Origin of the sequence: Arthrobacter sp. ISL-30, from assembly GCF_018613855.1 — a bacterium.
Lineage (GTDB): Bacteria > Actinomycetota > Actinomycetes > Actinomycetales > Micrococcaceae > Arthrobacter.
The window spans coordinates 1-20360 of sequence record NZ_JAGGPK010000034.1 but is presented as its reverse complement, the minus strand read 5'-3'; the positions used below and the strand labels follow the sequence as shown (position 1 = coordinate 20360).

17 protein-coding genes and 2 pseudogenes are annotated in these 20360 nt (G+C 62.7%); 9 read left to right on the top strand and 10 right to left on the bottom strand.

Features of this window, described 5'->3' with window-relative positions; translation table 11 throughout:
- Positions 1 to 4 precede the first annotated feature (4 nt).
- From J7E82_RS14255 to J7E82_RS14240, 4 genes are all read right to left on the bottom strand, one after another.
- Positions 5 to 895 (bottom strand): carbohydrate ABC transporter permease, encoded by an 891-nt coding sequence (locus J7E82_RS14255; protein ID WP_214863738.1) that lies wholly within the window; start codon positions 893 to 895, stop codon positions 5 to 7.
- Positions 895 to 1857, bottom strand: a complete 963-nt coding sequence (locus J7E82_RS14250; protein WP_214863736.1) for a carbohydrate ABC transporter permease — start codon at positions 1855 to 1857, stop codon at positions 895 to 897. The genes J7E82_RS14255 and J7E82_RS14250 overlap by 1 nt, the downstream gene beginning before the upstream one ends.
- A 75-nt stretch (positions 1858 to 1932) precedes the next feature.
- Entirely contained in the window at positions 1933 to 3201 is a 1269-nt protein-coding gene (locus tag J7E82_RS14245; RefSeq protein WP_214863734.1) for an ABC transporter substrate-binding protein, read from the bottom strand.
- Positions 3202 to 3334: 133 nt separating this feature from the next.
- Complete coding sequence (locus J7E82_RS14240; protein WP_214863732.1) at positions 3335 to 4381, bottom strand: LacI family DNA-binding transcriptional regulator; 1047 nt, start codon at positions 4379 to 4381, stop codon at positions 3335 to 3337.
- Positions 4382 to 4451: 70 nt separating this feature from the next.
- Between J7E82_RS14240 and J7E82_RS20770 the strand changes: the two genes are divergently transcribed.
- Together J7E82_RS20770 and J7E82_RS21325 are read left to right on the top strand one after the other, a co-directional pair.
- Positions 4452 to 4598: a hypothetical protein gene (locus J7E82_RS20770; RefSeq protein ID WP_251041906.1), complete on the top strand. Its 147-nt coding sequence runs from the start codon at positions 4452 to 4454 to the stop codon at positions 4596 to 4598.
- The gene (locus J7E82_RS21325; protein ID WP_374223620.1) at positions 4540 to 4689 is read left to right on the top strand and encodes an SDR family NAD(P)-dependent oxidoreductase; all 150 of its coding nucleotides are present in this window, start codon (positions 4540 to 4542) and stop codon (positions 4687 to 4689) included. The genes J7E82_RS20770 and J7E82_RS21325 overlap by 59 nt, the downstream gene beginning before the upstream one ends.
- A gap of 17 nt (positions 4690 to 4706) precedes the next feature.
- Here J7E82_RS21325 and J7E82_RS14230 read toward each other — a convergent pair whose 3' ends face one another.
- Positions 4707 to 4919, bottom strand: a complete 213-nt coding sequence (locus J7E82_RS14230; RefSeq protein WP_214863731.1) for a hypothetical protein — start codon at positions 4917 to 4919, stop codon at positions 4707 to 4709.
- A gap of 195 nt (positions 4920 to 5114) precedes the next feature.
- Between J7E82_RS14230 and J7E82_RS14225 the strand changes: the two genes are divergently transcribed.
- The 5 genes from J7E82_RS14225 to J7E82_RS14205 all read left to right on the top strand — a co-directional run bounded on the left by J7E82_RS14225 (position 5115) and on the right by J7E82_RS14205 (position 11912).
- Positions 5115 to 6167, top strand: coding sequence for a 3-oxoacyl-ACP synthase III (locus tag J7E82_RS14225; protein ID WP_214863729.1), 1053 nt, complete (start codon positions 5115 to 5117; stop codon positions 6165 to 6167).
- Complete coding sequence (locus tag J7E82_RS14220) at positions 6161 to 8857, top strand: alpha/beta fold hydrolase (protein ID WP_214863727.1); 2697 nt, start codon at positions 6161 to 6163, stop codon at positions 8855 to 8857. The genes J7E82_RS14225 and J7E82_RS14220 overlap by 7 nt, the downstream gene beginning before the upstream one ends.
- Entirely contained in the window at positions 8854 to 9849 is a 996-nt protein-coding gene (locus tag J7E82_RS14215; RefSeq protein ID WP_214863725.1) for an NAD(P)-dependent oxidoreductase, read from the top strand. Before J7E82_RS14220 ends, J7E82_RS14215 begins: the two co-directional genes overlap by 4 nt.
- A 240-nt stretch (positions 9850 to 10089) precedes the next feature.
- Entirely contained in the window at positions 10090 to 10704 is a 615-nt protein-coding gene (locus J7E82_RS14210; RefSeq protein ID WP_214863723.1) for a dihydrofolate reductase family protein, read from the top strand.
- Between the two features lie 431 nt (positions 10705 to 11135).
- The gene (locus tag J7E82_RS14205) at positions 11136 to 11912 is read left to right on the top strand and encodes an alpha/beta fold hydrolase (RefSeq protein WP_251041905.1); all 777 of its coding nucleotides are present in this window, start codon (positions 11136 to 11138) and stop codon (positions 11910 to 11912) included.
- Between the two features lie 432 nt (positions 11913 to 12344).
- On the opposite strand, the pseudogene J7E82_RS20765 reads toward J7E82_RS14205, so the two are convergent.
- The 4 genes and pseudogenes from J7E82_RS20765 to J7E82_RS14190 all read right to left on the bottom strand — a co-directional run bounded on the left by J7E82_RS20765 (position 12345) and on the right by J7E82_RS14190 (position 16569).
- Positions 12345 to 12622 (bottom strand): annotated as a pseudogene (locus tag J7E82_RS20765) (MoaD/ThiS family protein).
- A gap of 15 nt (positions 12623 to 12637) precedes the next feature.
- Positions 12638 to 13752, bottom strand: a pseudogene (gene moaA / locus J7E82_RS14200) (GTP 3',8-cyclase MoaA); the annotation flags it as partial.
- 417 nt (positions 13753 to 14169) lie between these two features.
- The gene (locus J7E82_RS14195; protein WP_214863721.1) at positions 14170 to 16182 is read right to left on the bottom strand and encodes a BCCT family transporter; all 2013 of its coding nucleotides are present in this window, start codon (positions 16180 to 16182) and stop codon (positions 14170 to 14172) included.
- Positions 16183 to 16218: 36 nt separating this feature from the next.
- On the bottom strand, positions 16219 to 16569 hold the full coding sequence (locus J7E82_RS14190) for a bifunctional 3-phenylpropionate/cinnamic acid dioxygenase ferredoxin subunit (protein ID WP_214863719.1): 351 nt from the start codon (positions 16567 to 16569) through the stop codon (positions 16219 to 16221).
- A gap of 244 nt (positions 16570 to 16813) precedes the next feature.
- Between J7E82_RS14190 and J7E82_RS14185 the strand changes: the two genes are divergently transcribed.
- Both J7E82_RS14185 and J7E82_RS14180 read left to right on the top strand, forming a co-directional pair.
- The gene (locus J7E82_RS14185) at positions 16814 to 18013 is read left to right on the top strand and encodes an NAD(P)/FAD-dependent oxidoreductase (protein WP_214863718.1); all 1200 of its coding nucleotides are present in this window, start codon (positions 16814 to 16816) and stop codon (positions 18011 to 18013) included.
- 81 nt (positions 18014 to 18094) lie between these two features.
- A complete protein-coding gene (locus J7E82_RS14180) occupies positions 18095 to 19228 on the top strand; it encodes an aromatic ring-hydroxylating dioxygenase subunit alpha (RefSeq protein WP_214863716.1) in 1134 nt (377 codons plus the stop codon).
- Positions 19229 to 19288: 60 nt separating this feature from the next.
- On the opposite strand, the gene J7E82_RS14175 is transcribed toward J7E82_RS14180, so the two are convergent.
- Complete coding sequence (locus J7E82_RS14175) at positions 19289 to 20089, bottom strand: IclR family transcriptional regulator (RefSeq protein ID WP_214863714.1); 801 nt, start codon at positions 20087 to 20089, stop codon at positions 19289 to 19291.
- Positions 20090 to 20360 lie beyond the last annotated feature (271 nt).

The following is a 20360-nucleotide window of genomic DNA, read 5'->3' as shown; positions in this document are numbered from 1 at the left end:
TTCCTCACTTCAATCCGGTGGTGGCGACGCTTTCGATGAAGCGGCGCTGGACAAACATAAAGACGGCCATGAGGGGCAGGATGGCAACCAGGGCGCCTGCCATCATCACGCCATACGGCACGATGCCGCCAGGTCCGGTCAGGAGGGTCAGCCCTGAGGTCAGGGTTCCCATGTCCTTATCCGTCGTGAAAATCAGCGGCCAGAGCAGATCGTTCCAGTTGTTCACGAACACAAAGACGCCGAGAGTCAGGATGGCCGGCATGGCGTTGGGCAGGATGATGTTCCAGTAGACGCGCCATTCAGAAGCGCCATCGATACGTGCTGCGTTGTCCAGGTCCCGGGGAAGGGAAAGGAAGAACTGCCGCAGGAAGAAGATCCCGAACGCATCCGCAGCCCGGGGGACGATCAAGGCTGCAAAGGTGTTGACCCATCCGAGGTCGCTGGCCAGTTGATAGACAGGCACGAGGGTGGCCTGGAACGGGATCATGAGGCTGGCGATGATCGCGATCAATAGGAAGCGCTTGCCCGTGAAATCTATTCGGGCCAGGGCATAGGCGGCCAGGGAATCGAACAAGAGCGCAAACAGAGTTACGCCGCCGGCAAAGATGAAGCTGTTGGCGATCAGTCGGAGGAATGGCAGCTCCTGAAAAATCCGGGCAAAGTTATCCAGTGTCCATTGGGCTGGTATCAGGGTGGGTGGAAAGGCGTTGACTTCGGTGGCCGGCTTGAACGCGGTGAAAGCGATGATAGCGATCGGGAGCAGGATCACGGCAGTGGCGATGGCCAGCAGTGTGACTACCAGAGCCTTGTTTAGAACTGATCGCCTGTCGGGACGCTTGGTGGTTCGTGCCCTGGCGGCAGAGTTGAGAGTCTGTGGGGGGAATGTTGTGGACATCACTCACCTTCCCGTTCACGTTTTCCGAAGAAAACGAACTGGATAACGCTCAGGAGCAGCGTGGCAGCGAGCAGTACGTAGGACAGCGCCGAGGCGAATCCGACGTCGAGCTTGCGGAATCCGGCGGAGTAGATCTGCATCACGACCGTTTCGGTGTGCCCGTAGGGGCCGCCGCCTGTCATGACGTAGATCTGGTCGAAGGCCTGGAGGGCGGCGATCAGGGCGAAGATCAGTACGAACGCCGTTGTGTTGGACAGCATCGGCATGGTCACGTGGCGGAATCTGGTCCAGGCGCCGGCTCCGTCCACGCGCGCCGCTTCGTACAGGGATCCGGGGATTTCCTGCAGTCCGGCGAGGAAGATCACCATATAGAAGCCGAAACTTTTCCAGACAGCCACAAATGCCACGGCCGGCATTGCAAGGATGGGGTCTTGCAGGACATTACCGAGGCGGATCCCGGCGGAGCTGAGCCAATAGTTCAGCAGTCCAACCTGCGGATCGATCAGATAGGTCCATGCGATAGCCGCGACGGCCAGGCTAATGATGAACGGCAGGAACAGGGCGGTCCGAAAGAAGCCACGGAACGGCAGGCGGGGGTCGTTCAGCAGCAGAGCAAGTACCAGGGCAAGCGCCACGGCCGTCGGCGTGAATAAGAGGGCGTAGAGGGCGGTGTTGGCGACCGCGTTGAGGATGACAGGATCGGTGAAGATTCGGGCGTAGTTTTCGAAGCCGACCCACTCTTCTTTGCCAAAGCCGCTGGCGTCCGTGAAGGACAGCCGCAGGGCCGAGATCATGGGCCAGGCAGTGAACGCGCCCAGGATCAGGAGGGCCGGCACGAGGAACCCCAGCGCCTGGAAATTCTTGCGGCGCTGGCCGATCGCCGGGTTGCGCCGTCCCCCGATGGCTGCTGGAGCACGGTATCGCGGTGACTGGAGATTTTTCTTGTTTATTGTGGTGCTCATGAGTTTCTTTCCGCCGGGACGCGGCACCGGGTGCCGCGTCCGTAGGGGTTATGCGATGTCAGTTGGCTTTGCCGGTTACTTTGTGTCCAAGACCTTTTGGACCGAGGCCTGCGTTTCACTGAGCAGGTCCTTGATGTTCTCCCCGGCTACTGCCCGCTGGGTGAGCTTGTCCACCGCGGTGAGTACGTCGGTGCTGTTCACCACGCCGGGCAGCAGCGGACGTCCGAACTCCGCCTGCTTTGTCAGGGCTTCGACCACTGGGTTGGATGCGACAGCGCCGGCAGGGATGTCCGTGCGAAGCGGCGGCCATCCCGAGCCGAGGGACCAGGCCGTTGCCTGCTCTTTCTGCATGAAGTAGGAGAAGAACTTCCGGGCTGCTGCTGCTTTGGAATCATCCTTCTGCTGCGTGACGGCCATGGAAATGCCGATTGCGGAGGCCGCCTGCGCCTTTGGCCCGGCGGGGACCGCGGCGATGCCAAAGTCGATCTTGCTTTCCTGTGCGATGGAGGACATCCACGGGCCTCCCAGGTACATCGCGGCCTTGCCGCTGCTAAACAGCTTGTCCCCGGCGATGCCATCCAGCCCAGTTGGCGAGATCTTGTCGTTGCGAACGGCGTCAACCCAGGTCTTCAGGGTTCGCGCATTTTCCGGGGAGTCCACCACAGCCTTGCCATCCTTCACGATGTCACCGCCATTGCCATAGAACAGCGAGGGCCAGACGCCGTTCGCCACCGTGGCGTGGTCCGGCAGGCCCAGGCCGAACTGTTCGGGGATACCGTCATTGTCGGCGTCGACGGTGAGTTTCTTGGCTGTGGCAATCCATTCATCCCAAGTAGCCGGGGGCGTCGTGATACCGGCCTGAGCGAACAGCGTCTTGTTGTAGAACATTGCCAGCGGCACAAACCCGGACGGGACACCGTACTTGTGCCCGTTGACCGTTTCCATTTCCACGGCAGCCGGGGCCAGTTTGTCCAGGTTGCTGGTGGGGTCCCTATAAAAGTCATCGAGCTCCACAAAGGCGCCCTTGTCGGCATAGACCGGCAGGCGTTCAGCCGGCATGGCCACGATGTCCGGACCTTTGCCGGAGGACAAGGCCGGAAGCAGTGTGTCATCGATGACCGACCACGGATTGATCTGGACCTTGATGCTGACTTCGTTCTGGGAGGCGTTGAAATCGTCCACGATCTTGTTCAGGACCTTGCCATCGGCCTCTGTGTAACCGTGCCAGAACGTGAGTTCGGCTTTGGAACCCTTGTTTTCGGAACCTGCACCTGCCCCGGAGCAGGCGGCCAGGGACAGCGTCGCGGCCGCAATAGCCGCGAAAATTGTGAGCGACTTTTTCATGTCGGCCCTTTCAGTGAAGTGGGACTTCCGTGTCCCTGAACCTGCTACAAGCGTTTAGGTAAACGTTGTACGTAAACGTTGTATCAAGGATGATGCCAGATCTCCGGGCGGTCAAGACCCTAAAAGATTTTTCTCAGGCTGCCGTGTTTGCGGCACCTGTGCCCTCTGCAGATGGGCCAGATGAATCACGGATTTCAAGGGAGAAGCCCGTTTCGATTTCGTGCGTTTCCAGCTCGATACCACCTTCGATGCGGCGCAGCAAGGTGTCGACGGCGGCCTTTGCAATCTCATCCCTGTGAGGGTTGATTGTTGAAAGCGCCGGTAGGGAGTATCGGGTTTCGTCCAAGTCATCGAAGCCCACAATCGCGACGTCCTTGGGTATCCGGAAACCTGCCCCCTGCAGGACGTGCATGGCGCCAAGGGCCAAAGTGTCATTGAAGGCGAAAATCGCGTCGAAGGACAGTCCATCCTCCAGCAGCTTCCGCATCGCAGCCGCTCCTCCGCGCCTATGCCATGAATCGGCGTAGTAAACGAGTTCCGGGTCAAACCTGGCTCCGGCTGCCTCAATGGCCTGCCTGTACCCGGCCAGCCGAAGCTCTGCGGATGCGACGATGTCTCCCTCATGAGCCGCCAGGGCCAATACGCGACGTCGGCCAGAGGCCAGCAAATGTTCCGTTCCGGCGCGGGCGCCTGCCACGTTTGCCATAGTTATGCGATCCACCTGGCCATTGAAGGACGTGTCCCCGAGCACCACCAGAGGGGTATCGACGCTCTTTAACAGCTCGGCGTCAGGAGCGCCCAGTGTGAGGGAGCTGTAGATGACGCCATCAACCATATGGCGGTGCTGCCCGCGCAGCGCTGCGAGCTCGTTTTCCCTGCCACTGCCGATCGGTTCAATCAGCACCGCGAGGCCTCTTGCCGCAGCCGCACGCATGACGGCATCGGCGAGCTCCGCGAAATACGCCGTCGTGAGATCGGGAATGATCAGGCCGATGACCCCTGACCGGCCGGACCGGAGGTTGCGCGCAGAGAGATTGGGCCGATAGCCCAACTGGTCGATGGCGTCCTGAACACGCTGCCTGGTTTCAGGACGCAGCTGCGGATGTCCATTGATGACGTTTGAGACCGTCTTGATCGAATAACCGCTCACCCTTGCAACATCACGGATAGTCACTGACATGGCCGCCCCTCTTTCCCCCGCACGACAAGCAGGGCCTCCAAGCCCTAGCTCTCAGAGTACAACGTGGGAAGTGAAGCAGTACAACGTGGGAAGTGCCGCACGGCTGGTCCTGATCAACGTGGCCAGCCTGCTCGGTTTCAGGCCGGCGCCGTACCTGACTGTCTACGGCCCTGAGTGTCTACGGCGCGTCGAAAGCGTTCGTCCTGAGCTTCACTGAATCGCTGTGCGAAGAAGCCCGCGGCACGGGCCTTCGCGTCCTGGCTATCTCACCTGGCACCAATGCCCCGTCAAGCTGTATGCAGCTGTAGCGGGAAGGGCCCGGGGGTTAGATGGGGTTGTTGGAATCATCCGCGGAGTCGGGGTCTGATTCTTCGCCGTAGTTCGTAGGGGAGGCCAGACCTGCTACCTGCTGGCCGGCATTGGTAAGGCTCGGGTTGAAGTGATGTTCTGCTTTTTTCGCCTCGCCGGAAACTGCTGAAATGTCTTCTTGCAGGTGCTCGTCCGATGGCAGGTTCTCTGCGCTGGGTTGCTCTGTCATGGGCACAGCCAACCATCTCTCGAAACGTCCGACAAGGGCGTGGCGGCCCGCTCTCATGGACGTGAGCGCCCATTTCCGGGGCAAAAGTGTTGCGGAATCAACGTGGCGCCACGGTTGGAAAATATGCAGGATCCGGGCTCGCACAGGCATAGTTAAGTTCTTGGGCTTGCGCTTGTAGGTAGAGTCACCGCATGAATGCAGGACGGAAATGAACAGGGGCTTGACTTGGCAGGGAATGCAACCTTCCGGCACAGCAACACGGCGCTGCTTTCGGTGAGCAGTGTCGAGGCTCCGAGGATTGTGAGTTCCACGGATTTCGACCGCAGGTTGGCTTCGACCCTGCAGCGACTGAAATTCCCGCCTCGGCTGCTTGAGCGCGTTGCGGGCATCACGCACCGCCGCTGGTGGGCGGCCGGGACATCGTTCGATGATGCTGCAATCGAAGCCGGCGCGAAGGCCTTGGCCGAGGCCGGCGTCGAAGCGTCCGAAATCGGCCTGCTGATCAACACCTCGGTCACGCGGCGCAATCTTGAACCGTCCGTCGCGGTGAAGATCCACCACGGACTCGGCCTGCCGTCGTCGGCGATGAACTTCGATCTGGCCAACGCCTGCCTGGGATTCGTGAACGGCTTGATCCTGGCGGCCAACATGATCGACTCCGGCCAGATCAGGTACGCGGTAATCGTCAACGGCGAGGACTCCCAGGTCGCCCAGGAAGCCACGCTGGCACGACTACAGCGGCCCGAGACTACGCGTGAGGACTTCAGCAGGGAGTTCGCCACGCTCACGCTTGGATCCGGGGCTGCCGCAGCGGTCCTGGGCCTCGCGGACGAGCACCCCGGGGCGCACCGGATGGTCGGCGGCGTGATGCGTGCCGGCACCGAACATCACGAATTGTGCGTGGGAGGTATCGACGGCATGGCCACCGACACGAAGGGCCTGCTCGACGGCGGCCTTCAACTCGTCGTCGATGCCTGGCACGAAGCCCAGCCAGAGTGGGACTGGGCCGCCATGGACCGCTATGTCACGCATCAAGTCAGCAATGCTTATACTCAGGCGATCATTGATGCCATTGGTCTGGACCCGGACAAGGTTCCGATCACGTTCCCGTACTGGGGCAACGTGGGTCCTGCCTCGCTCCCCATGACACTTGCAGCCGAGGCGCAATCACTTACCTCCGGGGACCGGGTCCTGTGCATGGGTGTTGGTTCCGGGCTGAACACGGGCATGGTGGAAATCGTTTGGTAGCCACCAGCTGGCCCGGGTTCGACCCGGAATGGTCCCGGACAATCGACGTATGGTCCACGTCGGCCGTCGATGCGCCAGGCACTGTGCGCCGCTGGCACCTGTTGGACAACGGTGCCCAGCTCTCGCACCATGGGCCCGCTCCCGCAGGTACCCTGCTGTGCGTGCATGGCAACCCAACCTGGTCATATCTGTGGCGGTCGCTGCTGGCCGCCGGCTCCGACCCGGCACATCCGTGGCGCGTTGTGGCGGTGGACCAACTGGACATGGGCTACTCGGAGCGCACCGGCACATTCCGGCGCTTGGCGGACAGGATCAACGACTTGGGCGACCTTACGGACGCACTCGGTCTGGACGGGCCGGTCGTTACAGTGGGTCACGACTGGGGCGGCGTGATCAGCCTGGGCTGGGCCTTGGCGCACCCGCAGCACGTCACCGGGGTGGTGCTGACTAACACAGCCGTCCACCAGCCCTCCGATTCGGCAATCCCGCCAGCCCTCCGTATCGCCTTGCACCCCGCCGTGCACCCGTGGGGCACGACGACGTCAGACGCGTTTCTGCGGGTGACACACTCGCTGGCAAACCCGCCGCTGCCCGCCGACATCCGGAAGGCCTACATGGCCCCCTACCGCGGAGCCCGCCGTCGGGCCGGGGTGGGAAACTTTGTTGCGGATATTCCCGCCGACGCTTCCCATCCCAGCTTCCCGGCGCTCAACCGCGTAGCGGAAGGGTTGCGCGAGCTGAAGGTCCCGGCCCTGATGCTCTGGGGTCCCCGGGATCCCATCTTTTCCGACCGGTACCTCAAGGACCTCACCAGCCGGCTTCCGCACGCGGACGTGCACCGCTTCGAAGGCGCCGGCCATCTCGTGGCGGAAGACCGAAACATTGCCAGACCTGTCTTCGAGTGGCTCGCCGTGCACGGCGGTGCCAACGGAAGCGATTCCCCGACAGTCGAAGCCACACCGACCGGTAGCCAGGGGCTGAAGAATGGGACCGAGCGGGAGCCGGCGGGATTCCGGCCCCTTTGGGACCTGCTCGGCGAGCAGGCGGCAGGGCCAGCGGGAGGAGACACGGCCATCGCGGAAATGGCGCCGGACGGCACGGCCGCCCGCCCGCTCAGCTGGCAGCAGCTGCAGAAGACCATCGTGGACGTCGCCGCGGGGCTGCGGGAAGCCGGAGTAGGGCCCGGCAGCCGGGTGAGCCTGATGGTTCCGCCCGGAGTGGACCTGACCGTAGCCCTCTACGCCTGTCTGCGGCTGGGGGCCGTGGTGGTCGTGGCCGACGCCGGGCTGGGAACCCGCGGCCTGAGCCGCGCCGTGAAAGGTACCACACCAGATTTCCTCATCGGAATCGACAAGGCGTTGGCGGCTGCCTCGGTACTCGGCTGGCCGGGACGGCGGATCAGCGTGCGGGATCTCCCGGCCGCCCGCCGCCGGATCCTGGGCGTAGAAATCTCCCTTGATGTCCTGGCCAGGCGCGGTGCCGGGGTCGGCGAGGACCAGCCAACGCATCCTGTGGACCCAACTGCCCCAGCCGCAGTTCTCTTCACGTCCGGCTCCACCGGTCCTGCCAAGGGCGTGCTCTACACGCACCGGCAGCTGGCCGCGATGCGGGATACGGTGGCCGAAACTTTCGGGATCCGGTCCGGTGCCCGACTGGTGGCGGGTTTCGCCCCGTTCGCCTTGCTGGGGCCGGCGCTCGGAGCGGTTTCGGTGACGCCAGCTATGGACGTCACTTCACCCCGCACCTTGACGGCCCGCGCCTTGGCGGACGCCGCCGCGGCCATAGACGCTACCGTGGTCTTCGCCTCGCCAGCGGCGTTACGCAACGTCCTCGTCACCCGGGATGGCGTGAGCGGCGCAGGGCATAAAGCCCTACAAGGCATCGAGTTGCTTCTGTCTGCTGGCGCGCCCATCCCGGAACCGCTGCTGGCGGAGCTGCAGCGGCTGCTGCCCCAGGCCTCGCTGCATACCCCGTACGGGATGACTGAGGCGCTGCCGGTCACCGATATCAGCTTCGAACAAATCCAGGCGGCCGCTGCCGAAAGTGCCGCCGGCACCGTGGCGGGAGCAGGCAATGGCGTCTGCGTGGGGACCCCCGTGCATGGCGTCCGCGTGGCTGTCGTCCCACTGGCAGCAGATGGTACCGCACCCGGTTCCCATCCTGTGACCGAGGCTGGCGTGACCGGCGAGATCCTGGTCAGCGCCGCGCACGTCAAGGAAACTTACGACAGGCTCTGGCTGACCCAGCGGGAGAGCACCAGCTTGCCGGGATGGCACCGCACCGGCGACGTGGGGCACTTCGACGGCGCCGGCCGGCTTTGGGTGGAGGGACGTCTCGCCCATGTCGTGACGGCACCCGGGGCTGTGGTGACCCCCGTGGGAGCCGAACAGGCTATCGAACGCCTGGACTGCGTCCGGATGGCCGCCATCGCCGGGGTCGGCCCGGCAGGGACGCAAGCGGTCGTCGCCGTCGTCGAGACCGTACCTCCCACCCGCAAAGCCGGCCCTGCCGCGCCGCAGCTCGCCGGGCGTGTCCGCAAGGCGGCCCTTGAGGCTGGCGTCAATGTCTCTGCTGTGCTCGCAGTCCCCGCACAGCCCACCGACATCCGGCACAACGCCAAGATCGACAGGACCCGCCTGTCCCGCTGGGCTTCACGGGTGCTGGCCGGCGGCCGCCCGGGAGACCCATGAGGGTCCTCGTCACCGGCGCAAGCGGGCTGCTTGGGCGGGAAGTGGCACGGCTGCTGGTCCGCGAGGGCCATGCCGTGGCTACGTTCCAGCGCCATCCGTCAGGAGTCGACGGCGCGACGGACTTCTGCGGGCCCGTTACGGACGATGCAGCGGTCCGGGGAGCAGTCCAGGGCGCAGAAGGAATCATCCACCTGGCCGCGAAGGTTTCTTTCACGGGCCCTGCCGCGGAGTTCGACGAGGTGAACGTCGAAGGGACCCGCCGTCTGCTCCGTTCCGCCCGTGCGGCCGGGGTACGGGACGTGGTGTTCGTCTCCTCCCCGTCCGTGGCCAACTCCGGCGCCGCCATCGCCGGGCTGGGCGCAGAGCCGGCTGACCCGGAGCATGCGCACGGCGACTACTCCCGCACCAAGGCCGAGGCGGAGTTGCTTGCGCTGGCAGCAGACGCCCCGGAATTCAGGGTCGCAGCGGTGCGTCCGCACATCGTCTGGGGACCGGGCGACACCCAACTGGTTGAACGCGTCCTGGCACGCGCCAGCCGGAGGCGCCTGCCGCTGCTCGACGCCGGCGGGGCCCTGATCGACACCACCTACGTGGACAACGCCGCCTCGGCCATCGTCGCAGCGCTGCACCGCATGGAACACATCCATGGCAGGGCCCTGGTCGTGAGCAACGGCGAGCCCCGCCCGGTAGGCGAGCTGCTCGCGGGCATATGCGCTGCAGGGGGCGTTCCCGCGCCGTCGTGGACTTTGCCGGGTGGGGTGGCACGGGCGGCGGGAGCCGTGGTGGAGAAGCTCTGGACCTGGGCCGGGCGGAAAGAGGAGCCGCCGATGACCAGGTTCCTTGCAGAACAACTCTCCACTGGCCACTGGTTCGACCAGCGCGAGACCCGTCAACTCCTCAACTGGACGCCCGCCGTCTCGCTTGATGACGGACTGGCGAGGCTGGCAGAGCACTATAGGTCCTGGTCAGCGGCGGAGGTTCACCGATCCTGAGCGTCGGGTGAAAGGTGACCACGAGCATGACGCCGCCACCCTAGCAAGGCCCTGTGCGTTGGCGATGCGTTACCGGTGATAGATCCCAGCACGGCACAAGATCTCCAGCCCGCGTCCATCTCTCGACCTGCCATGCGTTCGTCGCTAGTGTGGCACGCAGCGATGTCGATTCCGAGCCATCCCGATCCGATGCACCGGTACAGGCGGCATCCGGTCACCGTTCACGTGAAGGAGCACACCATGGGAATCCTCTCCGTCGACCTGTTCATCACCCTCGACGGCGTGTACCAGGCGCCGGGCGGCCCGAACGAGGACCGTGAGGGCGGCTTTGAGTTCGGCGGCTGGCAGGGGGCGTATTTCGACGACGAGACCGGCGAGGTGATAGGCGCCGGCATCAACCGGATGGACGCACTGCTGCTGGGGCGCAAAACCTATGACATCTTCGCGGCGTTCTGGCCCACCCGGGGTGAGGACGACCCGATCGCGGTGAGGTTCGACGCCCTGCCGAAGTTCGTCGTGTCGCGCTCCCTGACCGACCCGGCTTGGGAGGGCACCAGGGTGCTGTCGAATGTCGCGGAGGTGGCCGCGCTGAAGGACCTGTTCGACGACATTCACCTCATCGGCAGCGGCCACCTGGCACGGTCGCTGCTCGAGGCCGATCTCGTCGACCGGCTGAACCTTTTCCTCTACCCGCTCACCCTCGGAACGGGCAAGCGGCTGTTCGCCGACGGCACGGGCGTTCCTGCGGCGTTCCGGTTCGCGCAGCCGCCGCAGGCATTCCCGAAGGGCGCGATCTCGCTTGCATACGAGCGTGCGGGTGCGCCGATCACTGGCATCGACATCAGCCAGGGATAGCGGCGCCCTCCTTCGGCGTCACACAGCAAAGGCGTCTACGCCTGACCTCGAACCCGTCGTCGTGCCATTGCAAGTCTGATGAGGCGTGCGGCTCGTACCACTTTTCATGGTGTTTATGTCCTCCTCCCCTGCAGGAGTATCGGCACGATCCGAGCACTTGATCTTGTGGAGAGCAATCAGGGTGATATGTCCGCGTTGCCAAGGCCGAGCGGCTGAGTCTTCTTCGCCAGGAATCCTTCCTCGGTAAGAACCTCCTCGTCCTGTGGCTGGGCGACCTTTTCGCAGCAGATCTGATTCGTCCGCAAGAATGACCCTGCCGCCGGTAGCGCATCCGGACTAGGATGGCGCGAAACGAAGCGGAGGACGTGCAGATGCATGGGCGAGCGACGGAAGCTCCCGAAACCGGGTACCCCCCGGTCAACGGATTGCAGATGTACTACGAGCTGCATGGTGCCGGCGGCACGCCGCTGTTGCTTCTGCATGGCGGGCTGTTTGATATCGAGCAGCAATTTGGCGCATTAATCCCGGACTTGTCGGCAGGTCGCAGGGTCATCGCCACGGACTTCCAAGGTCACGGTCGGACCAACGACGTCGACCGTCCGCTGAACAGCCGTGACCTGGCCTCCGATGTCGTAGGACTCCTTGCGTATCTGGACGTTGGCGAGGTCGATGTATTCGGGTACAGCGTAGGCGGCGCGGTCGCACTGCACCTTGCGGTCAACCGTCCCGAACTTGTCCGCAAACTCATCGTCTCGTCGGTGTCGTTCCGATCTGATGGTGACCGGGGCGGGAAGGCGGAAGCGGTCGGCGCTATGACCGTGGACATGATCGCCGGTACTCCAATGGAACAGCGTTATCTGGCTGTGTCGCCGCACCCGGATCGGGAGCATCTGCAGGGGTTGTTGGACAAGCTCGGGCGCTACGATGCTGGCTTCAGTGGGTGGAGTGATGACGAGATCCGCGGCATCGCTGCCCCGACACTGATCACTGTCGGCGATTGCGACATGGTCAAGCTCGAGCATGCGGTGCAGTTCCTCCGGCTGCGCGGGGGAGATGTGAACGGCGACTTTGAAGGCGTGCCCGCATCACAGCTGGCAGTGTTTCCCGGCACAACACATTTCTTCGGGCTGGCGAGGACCGGCCTCGTGCGGGAGGTAGTGACGACCTTTCTGGACTCGCCGACGTCTTCCGGACAGCAGGCCGGGTGACTACCAAAAGCCGGGAACACATCCCCAGATCGATATGGAGGACGGTCCGGGGTACTCCGCCCTCCTACTACGGCTACATTGCGCTGTTCGGCGCACAAGTCGGCCAGGTCGGGGTGCTGTTCGCGGAGCAACTCTGCGATCATAGCCGCGGTGACCTCATTTTCAATGTCCATCAGGAAGCAACAGTAGCCCTGGCATCGAGAACCGGCCCTTAGCCAGGCCGACAGGGGCACGGACACAGCGTGCTTCTCAGTCGATGTCCCGCACCACCCGGAAACTGATGGCCCCGGTCATTTGAGGCAACGAAACGCCTTCCGGAGGTTTCCACTGAGGCAACAATTGCAGCTATACGGGCATCTTTCATGAGCCAACGTACCTCTTTCAGGGGGATAGACCTCTGTTCACCCCGCATCCGGCTGGCTGCTCGTTCCGCTAGGCGAAGGACTCAACCCCTGCAAACGGCGGCAAGATGTCGACGACGTCTTCCGGGCTGAGGGTGGCTGAGCGCTTATGGACGGCCACCTCGTTGCGAAGGAAGCTGCTTCTCGTGATGATCCCGCCAGTGGGGGAGTACCTGCGGGCGGTTCGGAGCGTTCGACGGCCAGTATGGCGGTCAACAGTGCCTCCAAGGTTGTGCCCTCATCGAGGTCGTGGCGTTCCTCATCGACGCCGAGGGCGGCACGTGCGGCGGCAAAATATCGTACGAGCACATTCTTTATCCTCCTAGCGCTCATGCTGCGTTCTGGCTGGACAAAGTCTTCGGCTCCCAGCCGGTGTGGTCCATACCATGTGCCCTGGGCTTGACCCACATGGCGTCCTGCCAGCGGCGTGCCAGATCGTCGTCGTCCGCGCCCTGCCGCAGGAGTCCCAAGAGGTCGAACTCCTCGCGGGAAAACAGGCAGCTCATGATCTTGCCCTCGGCCGTGATGCGTGTCCTCCGGCAGTCCGAGCAGAAGGGCTCCGTGACGGAGGCGATGATCCCCACCGTGCCGAGCACAGGTCCCGCAGCTTCGCTGCCGGCAGGATCCCGCTGGCGCACTTGGAACCGTTCGGCGGGCGCTCCGTCACGTGTGCGGGGATCGGGCCCCAGGAAGCATTCCTTTGACAGGAGTTCGCGGATCTCGGCAGCGGTGATCATGGCACGCCGGCTCCAGCCGTGATCGGCGTCCAGCGGCATCTGCTCGATAAAACGCAACTCGTGGCTACGTTGAAGGGCCCACGCCAACAGTCCCGCCGCTTCCGTGTCATTGATGCCACGCATGAGGACGGCGTTGATTTTGATCGGACCGAGGCCGGCGGCCTGGGCTGCGTCGACGCCGGCCAGCACTTTGTCCAAGAACGGACGCCGGGTCAGTTTCGCAAAGGTCTCCTCATGCAGGGAGTCGAGCGAGACATTGATCCGGGTGAGCCCGGCCTCCTTGAGTGCGTGGGCTTTATTGTCCAGCCCGACGCCGTTGGTGGTAATAGAGATCGGGAGATCAGGGTGGCGCTCGCGCAGGGCGCCAATGATGTCTATGAGGTCTGTGCGCACCAGGGGCTCCCCTCCGGTGAGCCGTAGTTCCCGCACACCCAAGAGGTCAACGCCGATGCCGACGATCCTCACGATTTCATCGGCTGTCATGACCGCCTGTTTTGGCAACCATTTCAGGCCTTCCGCAGGCATGCAGTACGTGCACCGAAGGTTGCATTTGTCCGTGACGGAGAGCCTCATGTCGGTGGCCTGGCGGCCGAAGCGGTCCAGCAGCCCGGATGGAAGCCCTGAAGGCCGGCGTGGTGGTGCCGGCAGTCCTTGTCCGTTAACTTTACTGCGGGGCACCGGTATGCCCAACTGAACACTCAAGGATTCAGTCTTCGCGAGAGTCGCGGCACTGCGGCTGGCTAGCTCTGCCGCGCATTTGGGTCGCTATAGACATACGATCCGGGGCGGTTTACGGCAGAAGCGCTGTCATTGCATGTGCATCCGCCATCGATCTGCAGGCGCACAGTAACGGGAGTGGACGATTCGAGTTGAAGAGTCACTGAATCGCCTCCTTCGCTTGAAACGCGAAGAATTTTTTCTTGCTCCTGGGAGTGGATCATGTCTTGGCCTTTCGGTGGCCCGGCCGAAGACGGCCTGCCAGGTTATTCGGTAAAGGAGGGGAAGAACCATCACTGCTTCATCTTGCTGAGACCATGTTCAGCTGGCGGATCGGCCGGCTGAACAAGTGAAGCAGCGGATCCTGACCTCGGTGCTTTACTACCGAGGTCAGGACGCAACTTACGAGCCGTTCGTTGGTGAGCTCTTATCGCCGCCTCGAGGCGGCTCCTCTTCTGAGCACCGTTCGTCTTCTGCACATCGTTCGTCGCATTCGTGCCTGGTCACGAGGTCGAATTGGACGCCGCCGTGTTGTTCGACGCCGGTGCGGATCGCACGTTCGACGACGGACGTGGCCAGCCGTCGTCGCAGGGACAGCGGGTCGCGGCGCAGGTCCTTAGCGATCGCGAAGCAGAGCAGCAGCATGACGATCACGAACGGCAGTGCTGCGACGATGGTGATGCGTTGGAGGCCCGAGAGTGCTTCCGAGGGTTGGTCCCCGCCTGCCAGGAGCATGACTGCCGCTACCGCGCCCGTGAGGGTTCCCCAAAAGATGACCACTCCCCGTCGGGGTTCCTCAGTGCCGTTGGAACTGAGCGAACCCATCACGATGGAAGCCGCGTCGGCGCCCGTGACGAAGAAGATCGCGACCAGCACCATGGCAAGCACGATGACCGCTGCGGTCAGCCAGGATGGCATGGACAGATTCTTGACCAGGTCGAAGAGTGCTCCGTCGAAGTTAATGGACGGGCTCCCGTTGGTCATGGTGACCAAGCCGGGGGTATTTGACTTGTCGGCTTCCTGCTGGACATGGAAGGCAGTTCCGCCGAAGATGGCGAACCAGATCACGCTGACGATGCTGGGCACCAGCAGGACGCCGGTGACGAGCTGGCGGATGGTGCGGCCGCGGCTGATGCGGGCGATGAACATGCCTACGAACGGCGTCCAGGAAATCCACCAGGCCCAGTAGAAGATGGTCCACCCGGACATCCAGGTGCGCAGGGCTTCGTCGCCGACGGCTTCGGTACGCGAAGACATCTCGGCCAGGTCGCGGGCGTAGTCGCCGACCGCTGAAGGGATCAGGTTGAGGATGAAGAGGGTGGGGCCGGCCACGAAGACGATGATGGCCAGGATGACTGCCAGGACCATGTTGATGTTGGAGAGCCACTGGATGCCGCGGCTGATGCCGGAGACGGCGGAGGCCACGAAGCAGGAGGTCAGGATGGCGACGATGACCACGAGCACGGGGGTGCCCATTTCTCCGACCCAGCCGTTAGAGGTCATGCCGCTGCCGATTTGCAGGGCGCCAAGGCCCAGGGACGCGGCGGTTCCGAAAAGGGTGGCGAAGATGGCCAGGATGTTGATGAACTTCCCGATCGGTCCTTCGACAGTCCTGATGCCAAACAGTGATGTGAAGGCGGCGGAAATCAGCTGCCTGCGGCCAAGGCGGTAGGTTCCGTAGGCCATGGCGATGCCCACCACGGCGTACATGGCCCAGGGGTGTAGCGTCCAGTGGAAGATGGAGGTGGCCATGGCCGTTTGGATGGCTGCAGGGGTCCGGCCGTCCACAGTACCCGGCGGGGGCGAAATGTAGTGGTAAAGCGGTTCGGCTACGCCGTAGAACATGAGCCCGATGCCCATGCCCGCGGCGAACATCATGGCGACCCACGAGATAGTGCGGAACTCGGGCTTCTCGCCGTCCTTGCCCAGCGGGATGTTGCCGAACTTGCCGAGGGCCACCCACAGGACAAAAATCACGAAGAGCGAAGCCAGGACCATGAAGAGCCATCCGGTGTACTCCATGACCCAGTTCAGGGCGTCCTTGGACGTGGTGGACAGGCTGTCGCTGCCGAGGAATCCCCAGATCACGAAGGCGATGGCGATGACGCCCGTGATCCCAAAGATCGTCTTGTCGAGATTGAGCTTGCGGTTCCGGTGTTCCGAAACTGCCTGTTCTGTTTTTGTTTGCCGCAGCTCCTGGAGGATCTGTTCGTATTCTTCTGTATCGGGCAGATTGGCTGCTCCTCCATCCTCCGGTACGAGGACTGCGGCTTCAGTCTCCGTTCCTGAAACGACGATTGCCGCTTCAGGTGTCTCTGGAGGGGCAGGATCAGCGGCCTGGGCGAATTCTGCTGACCTCTCGTCAGCAGAATCTTTTTCGGGCTTGGGGGGTTTGACTTCACTATTGAGAGCCATGAGCGGGTCCTTTGCTTGGCGAGTCATGGGCTGGCCTTAGATATGGCCTTGGGGGGTCAGGCCTGGAGGAAGGTTGGGGGTATCCTCTGACTCGATAACCATGATTTCGCCGTCAACAACCTTGACTTCGTGTACGCGGACAGGCAGTTTGGCCGGGGGTGCGTCCACGGATCCTGTACGCAGATTGAACCTGGATGCGTGGAGCGGGCACTCGACCCAACACTCCTCCACATAGCCGTCGGCAAGAGAGGCATCCTGGTGGGTACACGTGTCGTCGATGGCGAAGAGCTTGCCCTCTTCGGTGTGGAAGACGGCGATTGGTGGTGCTGTGTCAAGCCGAAATGCCTCCCCGGGAGCGAGTTCACTGAGCGGGCAGGCTTTGTGCATGTTCGCACCTCTTTTTCATTCGGGGGGAAGAGAGATTCGCGAATGGTGGCTCGAATAGCGGCTGGGTTCGTTTCGCAAGAATCAACAGAGTTCGTTATAAGCAACAGCGTGCGCCAGCTCACACCCGTTGTCAAGGACTTTTCGCATAGTTTCCCCAACCTTGACACTGAACGTGCCTTGCGTCACGCTGTTGCTTATAGCGATTCTTGTTGCGTATCAAGCGACTTTAGAAGTGAGTTGATTTATGCAGACGCTTGCGGTCGTGGGAGCCTCGCTGGCCGGACTTTCGGCAGCCCGGGCAGCCCGCGCTCAGGGCTTCTCGGGACGGTTGGTCATCATTGGCGGTGAACAGCACCGTCCTTATGATCGGCCGCCATTGTCGAAGGATTTTCTCCTCGGCGCCATCACGGCTGAAGATCTCTACCTTGAGACGCAAGATGATGGGCTTCATGCTGAATGGCTTCTCGGAGGTGGAGCCGTCGGACTCCATGCAGCTACCCATGCCATTCGACTTCAGGACGGCCAGACCATCACCGCCGATGGCGTTGTCATCGCCACGGGAGCCCGCGCCCGCCAGCTCCCGGCTCTTGCTGATCTGGACAATGTTTTTTCTCTGCGCACTATGGCCGATGCCCAGGGCCTTGCCAGGCATCTTGTTCCGGACGGCCGTATGACGGTCATCGGTGCCGGCTTTATCGGGGCAGAGGTTGCTTCCGCCGCGGCCTCGCGTGGCATGGAGGTCACCATGCTCAACAACACCCCTGTTCCCTTCACTGCCCAGCTGGGTGAGGACATGGGGGCCGTTGTGGCTAAGCTTCATGCCGCTAACGGAGTGGAACTGATCTCCGGAGCCGTCATTAATGAATTCCACAGCAGCGAAGGCAATGTGACCGGACTGAGTCTGGCGGATGGCCGTGAGCTGGCCACTGACGTTGTGGTGGTCGGCATCGGAGCCGAACCCAACATCGAATGGCTTGAGGGCTCGGGTGTGGAGCTTCAGGGAGGTGTTCTCTGCGACGCCATGGGGCGTACTAGTGTGCCGGGAATCGTGGCAGTGGGTGACTGCGCTGCCTGGTTTGATGAAGGGGTGGGTGCACACCGACGCGTTGAAAACTGGACCGGCGCCCTGGAACGTGCCGCGCTGGCTGTTCAAGCACTGCTCGACGACGGCGCCCCGCGCCAGCCGCTGAAGCCGCACTACTTCTGGTCCAATCAGCACGGCGTGAAGATCCAGTTCGCCGGACACTCGAGCGGGTATGACCGCTTGGAGATCGAGGCGGGAGAGCCGTTGGAGCACAGCTTCCTGGCCGTGTACTACCGCGGAGATGTTCCGGTGGCCGTTCTAGGCATGAACCAGCCCCGGCTATTCACCAAATGGCGACGCAGTCTCGCTCTGCAGACACCATCGCAGGACCCCGCCACTCTGACCGTCGTCGCCCAATAACTTACCCAAACATCCCAAACCCAATGTTTGACCACATAGCAAGCTATGTCCGCACTTCCAGTGCCGTTCTGAGGAGGAACATTGACCGCTGAGGTAACCACCCCGAGCCTGATCCCTACACTGCCGGGATATACCTATGTGGATGAGGCCGTGTTTCGGGCCGAGCAGGAGCGCATTTTCGAGCAGATGTGGTTTTGCGCCATCCGTTCTGCCGACCTGGACAAGCCCGGTGCCTGGCGGACCGTGCAGGTAGGCCGTGAGAGCGTCCTGATTTCCCGGACGCGCAAGGGTGGCATCCGTGCTTTCTACAACATCTGCCGCCACCGCGGCGTGAAGCTCTGCATGGAGGAACAGGGCGAAGCCGCCCGCTCGTTCCAGTGCCCGTACCACGCCTGGACGTACGACTTCGAGGGCAAGCTCATCGCCGCGCCCAACCTGACCAAGATGCCGGATATCGACCGGGACGAGTACGGCCTGGTCAAGGTCCACATCCGCGAATACCTCGGCTACGTCTGGGTCTGCCTGGCCGATGAGCCGCCGTCGTTCGAGGAAGAAGTCATGGGCGCCATCGAGGAGCGCCTCGGCGACCTGCGCGCCATTGAGGGTTACGACGTCGCGAACCTCAGCCTTGGGCGGCGCATCCGCTACGACGTGAAGGCCAACTGGAAGCTCATTATTGAGAACTTCATGGAGTGCTACCACTGCGCCACGATCCACCCGGAATTGACAGAGGTCCTGCCGGAGTTCGCCGACGGCCTGGCCGCGCAGTACTTCGTCGGCCACGGCGCCGAGTTCGGCGAGGACATCAAGGGCTTCACGGTTGACGGCTCTGAAGGGCTGGACCTGATCCCCGGCGTGAGCGAGGACCAGGACCGCCGGTACTATGCCATCACCATCAAGCCCACAGTGTTCGTGAACCTGGTTCCGGACCACGTGATCATCCACCGCATGTTCCCCATGGCCGCGGACCACACGATTGTCGAATGCGATTGGCTGTATGTTCCCAGCGTGGTGGAGAGCGGCAAGGACGTTAGCGCCTCGGTGGAACTGTTCCACCGCGTCAACCAGCAGGACTTCGACGCCTGCGAACGCTGCCAGCCCGCCATGGGTTCGAAGGTCTACGCCAAGGGCGGTGTGCTGGTGCCGAGCGAGCACCACATCGGCGCCTTCCACGACTGGGTCCAGGAGAAGGTCGGAGACGTCGTACCCTCATAGTTTTCTCGACGGTTCCGAAACTTGAATCAGCGGTGACCCTGTGCCTTTCCGGGCGCGGGGTCACCGGCGCGTGTAGCCCATTTTCTCGCTGATGCGCAGCCCGGCATCCTGGAGGTCCTCGATCAGCCCAGGAGAGCCCTCGGGATCGAATCGGAAGGCCGGGCCGGAGATGCTGACGGCACCAATGACGTTTCCCAAATGGTTGAAGACTGGAGCTGCGACAGCCGTCAGCCCGATTTCAAATTCCTCGTGCACAACGGCAAAGCCGTAACGGGAGATGTCCAGTAATTGGTTCTCCAGAGTGGCGCGGTTGGTCACAGTGCGCGACGTTCGCGCCGATAGGCCGGTCTTCTTTATGACGAGCTCTCGCTCGTCCGCCGAGAGGGCGGCCAGCAGGACCTTGCCACTGGATGTCGCGTGCAGCGGCGTAAGGCTGCCAACCCAATCATAGGTCGCCAAGCTTGATGGGCCCATCGCCTGGTCAACATTGACCGCGTAGTTGGATCGCAGAACCGCCAGATTGACGGTCTCCTTATATTGGTCTGCGAGGCTCTCCAGAATCGGCCGGGCCTCGTGCACCAGGCTCAGGCGACCAGGGATGGAACTGGCGAGCCGCAGGATGCCGAAGCCCAGCTGGTATTTTCCGCGGTCGTTGTTCTGTCGGACTATTTCCCTGCTGACAAGTGACCCGAGCAGCCGAAAGACCGTGGATTTGTGCACGCCCATTTCTTCGGCAATCTCACTGACGCCGGCATGACCGTCCCTGGCGAGAATCTCCAGTATCTGGAGGGCGCGGTCGACGGACTGTACGCCCCCGCCCTGTCCGTCAGCGTCCTTTTCCCGATTGTTTACTGGGACCATGATCCAAACCTCGCGTCCTAACAATGGAAAGCGCCACAGAAACCGACGAGTCCTGTTTGCCCTCCACTTTGATCCTAGACGGGTCTGGATGACCATCGGTGACTTTCCTCGACACTTCATTGGAGGGCCACGTCGGTGATCCAAGCATTAAAGGAGAAGGGCACCCCCGACACGCCTATGGCGAGGCAGGGGTGCCCATAGAAGAACTTAGAGCTTGTTGGCTGCTTCTGCAGCGGATTCGCCCTGGCCTGCGCCGAGGTTTGCCCGGAGC

Coding starts and splice junctions, on each gene's coding strand:
- J7E82_RS14255 (WP_214863738.1), bottom strand. CDS start 895: ATGTCCACAACATTCCCCCCACAGACTCTCAACTCTGCCGCCAGGGCA.
- J7E82_RS14250 (WP_214863736.1), bottom strand. CDS start 1,857: ATGAGCACCACAATAAACAAGAAAAATCTCCAGTCACCGCGATACCGT.
- J7E82_RS14245 (WP_214863734.1), bottom strand. CDS start 3,201: ATGAAAAAGTCGCTCACAATTTTCGCGGCTATTGCGGCCGCGACGCTG.
- J7E82_RS14240 (WP_214863732.1), bottom strand. CDS start 4,381: ATGTCAGTGACTATCCGTGATGTTGCAAGGGTGAGCGGTTATTCGATC.
- J7E82_RS14230 (WP_214863731.1), bottom strand. CDS start 4,919: ATGACAGAGCAACCCAGCGCAGAGAACCTGCCATCGGACGAGCACCTG.
- J7E82_RS14225 (WP_214863729.1), top strand. CDS start 5,115: ATGCAGGACGGAAATGAACAGGGGCTTGACTTGGCAGGGAATGCAACC.
- J7E82_RS14215 (WP_214863725.1), top strand. CDS start 8,854: ATGAGGGTCCTCGTCACCGGCGCAAGCGGGCTGCTTGGGCGGGAAGTG.
- J7E82_RS14210 (WP_214863723.1), top strand. CDS start 10,090: ATGGGAATCCTCTCCGTCGACCTGTTCATCACCCTCGACGGCGTGTAC.
- J7E82_RS14205 (WP_251041905.1), top strand. CDS start 11,136: ATGTACTACGAGCTGCATGGTGCCGGCGGCACGCCGCTGTTGCTTCTG.
- J7E82_RS14195 (WP_214863721.1), bottom strand. CDS start 16,182: ATGGCTCTCAATAGTGAAGTCAAACCCCCCAAGCCCGAAAAAGATTCT.
- J7E82_RS14190 (WP_214863719.1), bottom strand. CDS start 16,569: ATGCACAAAGCCTGCCCGCTCAGTGAACTCGCTCCCGGGGAGGCATTT.
- J7E82_RS14185 (WP_214863718.1), top strand. CDS start 16,814: ATGCAGACGCTTGCGGTCGTGGGAGCCTCGCTGGCCGGACTTTCGGCA.
- J7E82_RS14175 (WP_214863714.1), bottom strand. CDS start 20,089: ATGGTCCCAGTAAACAATCGGGAAAAGGACGCTGACGGACAGGGCGGG.